At 39.5% G+C, this 7,161-nt stretch carries 9 protein-coding genes and 1 pseudogene; 3 read left to right on the plus strand and 7 right to left on the minus strand.

The annotated features are described in order from the left end of the window. Positions 1-197: 197 nt before the first annotated feature. A complete protein-coding gene (locus tag PGX78_RS09495; protein WP_442864797.1) occupies positions 198-461 on the minus strand; it encodes a transposase family protein in 264 nt (87 codons plus the stop codon). Positions 462-664: 203 nt separating this feature from the next. Further along, positions 665-1,282 (minus strand): transcriptional repressor LexA, encoded by a 618-nt coding sequence (gene lexA, locus PGX78_RS04810; RefSeq protein WP_006942517.1) that lies wholly within the window; start codon positions 1,280-1,282, stop codon positions 665-667. Positions 1,283-1,468: 186 nt separating this feature from the next. On the opposite strand from lexA, the gene PGX78_RS04815 reads away from it, so the two are divergent. After that, positions 1,469-1,765 carry a LysM peptidoglycan-binding domain-containing protein gene (locus PGX78_RS04815; RefSeq protein ID WP_006942518.1) on the plus strand — a complete coding sequence of 99 codons (297 nt, stop codon included), beginning with the start codon at positions 1,469-1,471 and terminating at the stop codon, positions 1,763-1,765. A gap of 69 nt (positions 1,766-1,834) precedes the next feature. Here PGX78_RS04815 and PGX78_RS04820 read toward each other — a convergent pair whose 3' ends face one another. After that, positions 1,835-2,824: a site-specific integrase gene (locus PGX78_RS04820; protein WP_270445629.1), complete on the minus strand. Its 990-nt coding sequence runs from the start codon at positions 2,822-2,824 to the stop codon at positions 1,835-1,837. 275 nt (positions 2,825-3,099) lie between these two features. Here PGX78_RS04820 and PGX78_RS04825 point away from each other — a divergent pair, with 275 nt between their 5' ends. Both PGX78_RS04825 and PGX78_RS04830 read left to right on the plus strand, forming a co-directional pair. Further along, positions 3,100-3,888: a DUF389 domain-containing protein gene (locus tag PGX78_RS04825; RefSeq protein ID WP_270445631.1), complete on the plus strand. Its 789-nt coding sequence runs from the start codon at positions 3,100-3,102 to the stop codon at positions 3,886-3,888. Then, entirely contained in the window at positions 3,878-4,558 is a 681-nt protein-coding gene (locus PGX78_RS04830) for a hypothetical protein (RefSeq protein ID WP_270445632.1), read from the plus strand. The genes PGX78_RS04825 and PGX78_RS04830 overlap by 11 nt, the downstream gene beginning before the upstream one ends. 71 nt (positions 4,559-4,629) lie before the next feature. On the opposite strand, the gene PGX78_RS04835 is transcribed toward PGX78_RS04830, so the two are convergent. From PGX78_RS04835 to PGX78_RS04850, 4 genes and pseudogenes are all read right to left on the minus strand, one after another. Then, entirely contained in the window at positions 4,630-4,851 is a 222-nt protein-coding gene (locus PGX78_RS04835; RefSeq protein WP_270445633.1) for a hypothetical protein, read from the minus strand. 109 nt (positions 4,852-4,960) lie between these two features. Then, the gene (locus tag PGX78_RS04840; protein WP_270445634.1) at positions 4,961-5,599 is read right to left on the minus strand and encodes a hypothetical protein; all 639 of its coding nucleotides are present in this window, start codon (positions 5,597-5,599) and stop codon (positions 4,961-4,963) included. Positions 5,600-6,099: 500 nt separating this feature from the next. Beyond that, positions 6,100-6,528 (minus strand): hypothetical protein, encoded by a 429-nt coding sequence (locus PGX78_RS04845; protein WP_270445635.1) that lies wholly within the window; start codon positions 6,526-6,528, stop codon positions 6,100-6,102. Between the two features lie 114 nt (positions 6,529-6,642). Then, a pseudogene (locus tag PGX78_RS04850) lies at positions 6,643-7,161 on the minus strand (hypothetical protein); the annotation flags it as partial.

The raw sequence follows: 7,161 nt of genomic DNA on the forward strand, positions 1-7,161 counted from the left end.
GTACCGACCAAGGGAAGGGGAACCAGGCTTTAACTCATCTATACCCAAGACGGTCGGTAATTCTTTGGGACGAGTAATAGAAATAAGGGAACAATACCGAATGACGGTAGTTACGGAGACATGGCAAGTCCGAGCGATAGTCGTGTAGTTCAGCCCCTAATGTAGTAGGCGAAAGATTTCGGTAATGGTGGTCATACCTAATTGTTTATAACGCTGACTAAAGGGATTTTCTTCTGAAAATGAATGGGTGCATGAGGGCAAAAATATCTACGTTGCTTGTATTTAGCACAAATATATAAGCCGTGGATACTACCCAAATTGATCGTACGGACTCGGTAGTCCTTTATGTATTTCGTAGTATGCCCGCAATAAGGGCAGGTATGCTCTGTAGCAGGAAGCCTTACTTCATAGATTAATAAATTATCTTTCCGGTAGGAATTGGTAATAAATTCCTCTTTAATATTGAAGAAGGGTTATATATAATCATTAGTCGGCATATGAGATCGCATCCTTTCTTTAGGGCTTAGACACTTTTATTGTAAAGCATGCGAGCCTCATATGCTTTTGTTTTGCAAAAAAATAATGCTGAAGTCAGCACCTATTCGGTGCTGACCCCAACATTTATTATAGAACCTTATTTACGAATCAGAGCTTTTTGCATTCTTTAATAGGTCCTGAAGACGCCGATGACGATACCCAATAATTGACAGTTTCGTGTAATAATCGGTTCATAGTCATCGTTTTCAGGTTGTAAGCGAATATGATCAGACTCAAAGTAATAGCGTTTGACCGTGGCTTCATCATCGACAAGAGCTACGACAATCTGGCCGTTTCGAGCCATACTTTGTTGACGAACGATGAGTAAATCGCCTTCTAAAATTCCGGCGTCTTTCATACTGTCACCGCGGACTGTAAGCATGAAACAGTCATCATCACCGATAAACTCGGCAGCAAAGGGATAGACGTCTTCCACGCATTCTTCTGCCGTAATGGGAGCACCGGCACGGACCGTACCGACCAAGGGAAGGGGAACGATTTTTTTGGAACGCCACGTGCCCTCGTCAAGAAGTTCTATCTTTCGGTTTTTTGAAGGGTCTCGGCGAATAAATCCCAATTTTTCCAGATCCGTAAGATAGCCGTGAACGGTAGAGGTAGAACTAAGGCCTACTTCACTGCAAATTTCCCGGACTGACGGGGGGTAGCCGAGGGTATGAACACATTTTCGTATGTAGTCTAAGATTTGACGTTGTCGAGTAGTCAAAGAGGTTTCCGGATTCAGCATATAGCATATCACTCCCATGTAAGATGGTTTCATTATAAACAATCTCAAATAGAAAAGCAAACATTTGTTTCCTTTTTTCTTGACAGAACAAGTGTTCGGCGATATAATAAATCTAACGAAAGAACATTCGTTCGCTAAACGTTTGTTCTTAATAAAAGGACTTATACATACAGGAGTGTGATATATATGAAACGCAAAACTAAAAAAAGTAACGGAAGACTTCAAAATATTCGCTTTATCCTTATTGCCGTCATCTTAGTTGCTTCTTTGACTCAAATCGGTTGGATGAATAATCAGACCGAAAAAGAATTTGTTTCAGTTACGGTTCATCAAGGTGATACACTTTGGAAAATAGCCTCCGCCTCAACAGCCGATAATAAGGATGTACGTAGTACCGTTTATGCCATTGTAGATGCCAATAATCTCGGCCATAATCAGGATATTTATCCCGGTCAGGTCTTAAAAGTACCTGTAAGTAAATAAAATATAAGATAAAAGACCCTCGGAATGTAAGCCGACACTCCGAGGGTCTTTTACATAGTCTCTAAGAGTCTACGACCGTTCCGTAATTTTGAAAACAGGATTATTGATAAGGCCGTCAGCCTCATCAATATATTTTCGTACAACCGATTGGGACTTGTGTCTTGTCTGTTTCATAATACTGCGTTCATCTACTTGATGCTGGGCTGCCGATGTGGCGAAGCCGTGGCGTAGGCTATGGGCTCCGAAATATTGCGGATCCATACCGACGGCCTCAACATGTTTTTTGACGATCAGGGCTACAGACTTATCGGATATAGCGTTTTTGCGAACGGTCTTATTTTTTGTAAAGCCCCTGAAAACCGGGCCTGATGTAATACCCGATAGGTGCAACCAATGTTGCAGGGCCGTGACGGCATCTATTTCTTTATCTTCTATGGCCGGTATGGAAATCACTTGACCTTGTCCGGCTTTATCTGTCTTAGCGTTGCGTACGGTGATACGCAGACCTAAGCGTGAAAACTGCAAATCCTCTACGTGTAAAGAGGCTATTTCGGACCGTCTCATGGCTCCGTAAAAACCGATTAGCAGAATAGCCCGATCACGAGCCTGTTCAGCCTCATGTCCCTCGATATGCCTCAACATATCTACGAGGTCATCGAATAAAATAGGCATCTTTCCCTGCTGTATAGTGCCTTTCATTCGTTTAATACCGCGTACGGCATCTTTTACCAAGGGCAGGCGGCAAGGATTATCCGTAAGGCCTGCAGCATCGAAATTTTCCGTAAGAGCGCTGACGCGGCGGGCAATAGTGTTAGCCTTGGCGTTATCGGCTAAATCATTAATGTAATTGACAATTGTTTCAGCCCTTGTCGGGAAGTATTCCTGTTTATGTTGAACACACCAATCGCAAAAATCTTTCCAGTCGGAAGCGTAGGCATCAATTGTATTATCGGCTCTGGCAATATAAATACTTTGTCGAGCCTTGGCAGTAAGTTTTGAATTTCTTTGAATTGCCACGGGGCGACCGATATAAAAGTGATCCAGTTCATCATAGTTCATACAAAAACTCCTTAAAAGAAGATAAGAAGGCTATTTAAAGCTGATACGGGAATATATCCTATCATTTCTCCCTAATTATTACTTCCGATAAATTAACGTTATCGGAAGTAATCGCTACTCTGTATTATACAATGAGATTATTTGTGTTTCAATACATATATAGTGGTTTCTTTTATTCCGTGCTTATAAAAATTTATTGCATAGCGCTACTATTGTTGCTATACTTAATCAGTCAAAATAAGACATAGATTTTATTATATGAGGTTATAAATAACATGGAGAAATGGAATAAAATAATCATAAATAACATGGAGAAATGGAATAAAATAATCGATTTAAAGTCGGATGCTGCATCATCTGAAGTCATTAATGATCGAATTTTATCCGACATGACTATAGGCGGAGCTAATTTAATTATTCTGATTGCGTCTATTATAATTGCCTGTGTCGGTTTAAATTTAAACAGTACGGCCGTTATTATAGGGGCTATGCTTGTATCACCTCTAATGGGTAATATTTTAGCTGCCGGATACGGAATGGCGACCTATGATACGGATTTTATTCGAAAAGCTCTAATCAAGATGGTTTTTCAGGTAGTTTTTGCACTCTTAACAGCTACCGTGTATTTTTTTATATCCCCTTTAACAGGAACTACGGATGAATTATTGGCACGAACCAGTCCTACGATATGGGATGTTTTAATTGCTTTAGCCGGAGGCATTGCAGGTGCTATAGGCAATACAAGAACCGAAAAGAGCAATGTTATTCCCGGCGTAGCCATTGCTACAGCATTGATGCCCCCGCTTTGTACAGCCGGATACGGTATTGCCAGGGGTAATGTCGACTTTTTCTTGGGGGCTATGTATTTATTCTTTATAAATGCTTTTTTTATAACCCTATCAGCATTTTTAGTATTCAAAATTTTAGAAACACCTCTACACGGTAACATTCATGAAGCTCGTTTTCGTAAACAGCGAATAATCTTAATTATAATGGGGCTTCTTATTACTGTGCCAAGCCTCTATTTTGCGAATAAAACCGTACAAGATAGCTTTGAAAGATGAGCAGGTGCGAATATTTCTTTCAGAAAAAATGGAATTTGAAAAGACCGGTGTAGTTTCCTATTCCCTTCAGGACAATATTTTGAGGGTGGATCTGGTTGGTGATGCCTTAAGTGATGAAGAAATAGAAGGACTCCAACATACATTGAATTCGTATCCGCGGTTGCAAAAAGTAAGGCTTTCAATTATTCAGGGAAAAGAAAGTTTAGATTTCGATGAAATTCGTCAATTGATTAAAAATTCTAAAGAAAAATATGATAGAAATGTTTCTTTGATGTATGCAAATAAGGGTGACCAAGACTCTAATAGGGCGATTATTAAACGATTGAACAAGGAAGCCCCTATATTATTTCCTGAAGTACAATTAATTCGAGGCGGCTCTTTGATATCTATAGAAAAAAATACGGATTCAGAAAAAAATACGGATTCTTTTAAATCCGAAGAAAAAAATACGGATTCTTCTAAATCCGAAGAAAAAAATACGGATTCTTTTAAATCCGATAAATTTGCTGTAGAAGTTCTTGTGGCTTCCCCTTTAAGTATAAGTGATGCAGAACGTCTTAAAAATTGGATTCAAGGACAGGTAAAATTGCCCGTTATCCTTACTGTGCAGTTAATAAATTCTCCTGATGATTTTTCCGGTAATGGGGTGAATGCCGGAAATAAAGAATAAAATTATTAAGAAGAAAAAAGCGATGAACTCGAACCAGATATCGAGTTCATCGCTTTTTATACATGCTAATGCTAGTCTACAGGCGCTGATTTTTCTAAAGCGGCTTTTTTGGACTTTATAAAAGCCATTTCTTTTTTATAATCGATTTCTTCGGGACTCATTCTATATAGTCGGCCTTGCTGCTGTGCTAACGCTATACAATCCGGGTCGTCAATTGCGTGTGTCCATGACGCAGGCCCCAAAACCGATGAAATGCCTTCAATCAATACGTCCTTTTCCATCCAAGTAGCCATATAAAAACTCCCCCTGACATATTATTTTTATCATTATCCTATGAGTACGGCACGTAAGTCCATAGATAAAGGAAAATTGTCATAAAATTGATTGTATATTGTAAATTACCTATTTATGGCTCAAGGTTTCAAAATCCTCTTTAGTCATTTGTAATAAGGTTCCTATCCACCGAGGAAAAATATCTGAAAGGACGGAGTCACATGTATAATCTTTTTCTCCGTCTTTGTAAGAACATATAAAAGTCGGCATGCGTGTAGCGGCTTGGTAGAATGTTTCGGCTAATTCCGGCAAGTTTTCCGGAGTAAACGGTACGGATAATTTTTTTGCCAAGGCACCGTGTATTTCATCCCAATCGCTTCGTTTTTCGGCATATTCGTTACGCATTTTCTTCAGATAGGCCATACAGAAAGTTCGGAGTAACTCTTTGTTTTTATATAGATTTATATAATTGAAATCGAAAATATTTGCACCGTTAACTAAGAAGGTCAATAAGTCGTCCAACCTGTCAGCTACTCGCCCTACACTCCCCTCACTACTGATTAAGCCGATACTTCCGTCTTCGAGAAGAACAAACTCGCCGCCGCTGCCGTCGTGTGCAAAGGCTTGGCATTTATGCGAGTACACTTCTCCGTTTTCCGAAAATTGCGGCTGTTGCAGTTCTTCATAAAAACGGATATCACAAGTTCTCATGAGCCTTTCGTTTAGTTCTTTAGTTATTTCTATTTGAAGACCTAAGGTGTTTTCCACAGTCCGAATCTCCTTTTGTATAGTTCATATAACAGCTGCAGTCTACAAAAACAGTCCCGTCGGAAGTCCCCGGTAACGGGCCAGAAAATCATATAGAATAAATGTCATATATAAAAATCCGAAGGGCAGAAATGAAATGCAGATTATATTGAAGGTCGTAATGAAGATGTCTATAATGAGTCCCTTTACATAGTCTGTATTACCGGTTTTCAAGGTCTTTATAAGATCGAACAGATTATCTCGTCTATAGGTAAGCGGCGTAAGCTTTATTAGTAGTTTATCCCCATAATACAGGACAATACGTTTCGTTATATATAAGGCACTTAGACCGGGAAAACAAAAGAGAAAAAGAGTAATCCAAAACGACATTCCCCAAATCCGAATATGATGTATCCAAAGATAATGGGCTGTGTAAAGTTCCGCCAACATGACGAGTAACAACAAGACCCAAGGAATAAAAAACAGGGGAAATTTAAAAAATTTATCGAATCGCATACCGTTTATTCCTTAATACACAAGATCCCTCGTTGACGAAATTCATTCATTAAAATTTCCGTTGATAAGTCTATAATGTGCTCATTCGTAATAATAACTACAAAGCGGTAATACACACTGCCGTCAAAAGAGATTAATCGCCCCGAGTGTCCGTTTGTCTTTATGACCTGTAAATAGCCGATATAGCTGCTGGTACTGATGCGGCCGCGTGCACGACCTTTCGAAAAACGGACTTCGGCAATATCTTTTAGTTTGTACGTAGGCGGAAAAAATCCCGTATTGATAGTTACGGAATCTTTCGTAAAGCGAAGAATATTGTATCCTTCTTCGGCATTAGAGCCGAAGAATTGCATTAGTTTATAGCCTGAAAGGATTAGGCAAACTATGCCTATAACAATGAATATATACATAATACTTCCCATGCCGGCCATCATAATGTATACCTCAATTCCAACGAAGGTGCGATAGCTAACGCTATCGGAGTCCGCCTTTTCAGATTTTAAAAATACGGAATAGAGAGTTGAGTCCCCTCTATCCCGTCATAGATTTTATTTTTCCAGCCAATTGGCTATATCATAGTTGTAAGAAGCTGTACGTTCAACGGCCATTTTTTGCCATTCAGTCGATGTAGTACCGTCTTTGTTATAGTAATACGACGAATCGAGATAGCGGATGATAATATATTTTGAATCTTCCTGGTCCCAATTGTTGCCACGAGAAAAATCTATACCGTGGCCCGTATTTCGGGCAACGATGGCATTGATGACCGGTACGGTTAAGGCCGTCAGAGGAATGGTCATATCCGCCTTATCAAACAGTTTCTTAAAGAAGCCCTTGGCTTCTCCCTTTTCCGATGTGTAAATCAAAAGATTGTTAATTTGACCCGAAGCCATACAGAGTACGCGGCGGATATTTTTAATAGGAATTGAAGTATTGCCGAAGACGAGATTGCCGTTTTGAAGACGAACTTCTTTTCTCTTTAAATAGGAATAATCAAGGGGGAGGTCAAGTGTATCCAAATTTGCCGGAAAATCGGCTGTCAGTTTATTACGAAGAAAGGCTGCTAT

Source organism: Megasphaera sp. AF13-6AC, assembly GCF_027685385.1.
GTDB lineage: Bacteria > Bacillota > Negativicutes > Veillonellales > Megasphaeraceae > Megasphaera > Megasphaera micronuciformis.

Bases quoted from the DNA above. Each gene is read 5' to 3' on its own strand.
- lexA (WP_006942517.1), bottom strand. From the start codon at position 1,282: ATGCTGAATCCGGAAACCTCTTTGACTACTCGACAACGTCAAATCTTA.
- PGX78_RS04815 (WP_006942518.1), top strand. From the start codon at position 1,469: ATGAAACGCAAAACTAAAAAAAGTAACGGAAGACTTCAAAATATTCGC.
- PGX78_RS04820 (WP_270445629.1), bottom strand. From the start codon at position 2,824: ATGAACTATGATGAACTGGATCACTTTTATATCGGTCGCCCCGTGGCA.
- PGX78_RS04825 (WP_270445631.1), top strand. From the start codon at position 3,100: ATGGAGAAATGGAATAAAATAATCATAAATAACATGGAGAAATGGAAT.
- PGX78_RS04835 (WP_270445633.1), bottom strand. From the start codon at position 4,851: ATGGCTACTTGGATGGAAAAGGACGTATTGATTGAAGGCATTTCATCG.
- PGX78_RS04845 (WP_270445635.1), bottom strand. From the start codon at position 6,528: ATGATGGCCGGCATGGGAAGTATTATGTATATATTCATTGTTATAGGC.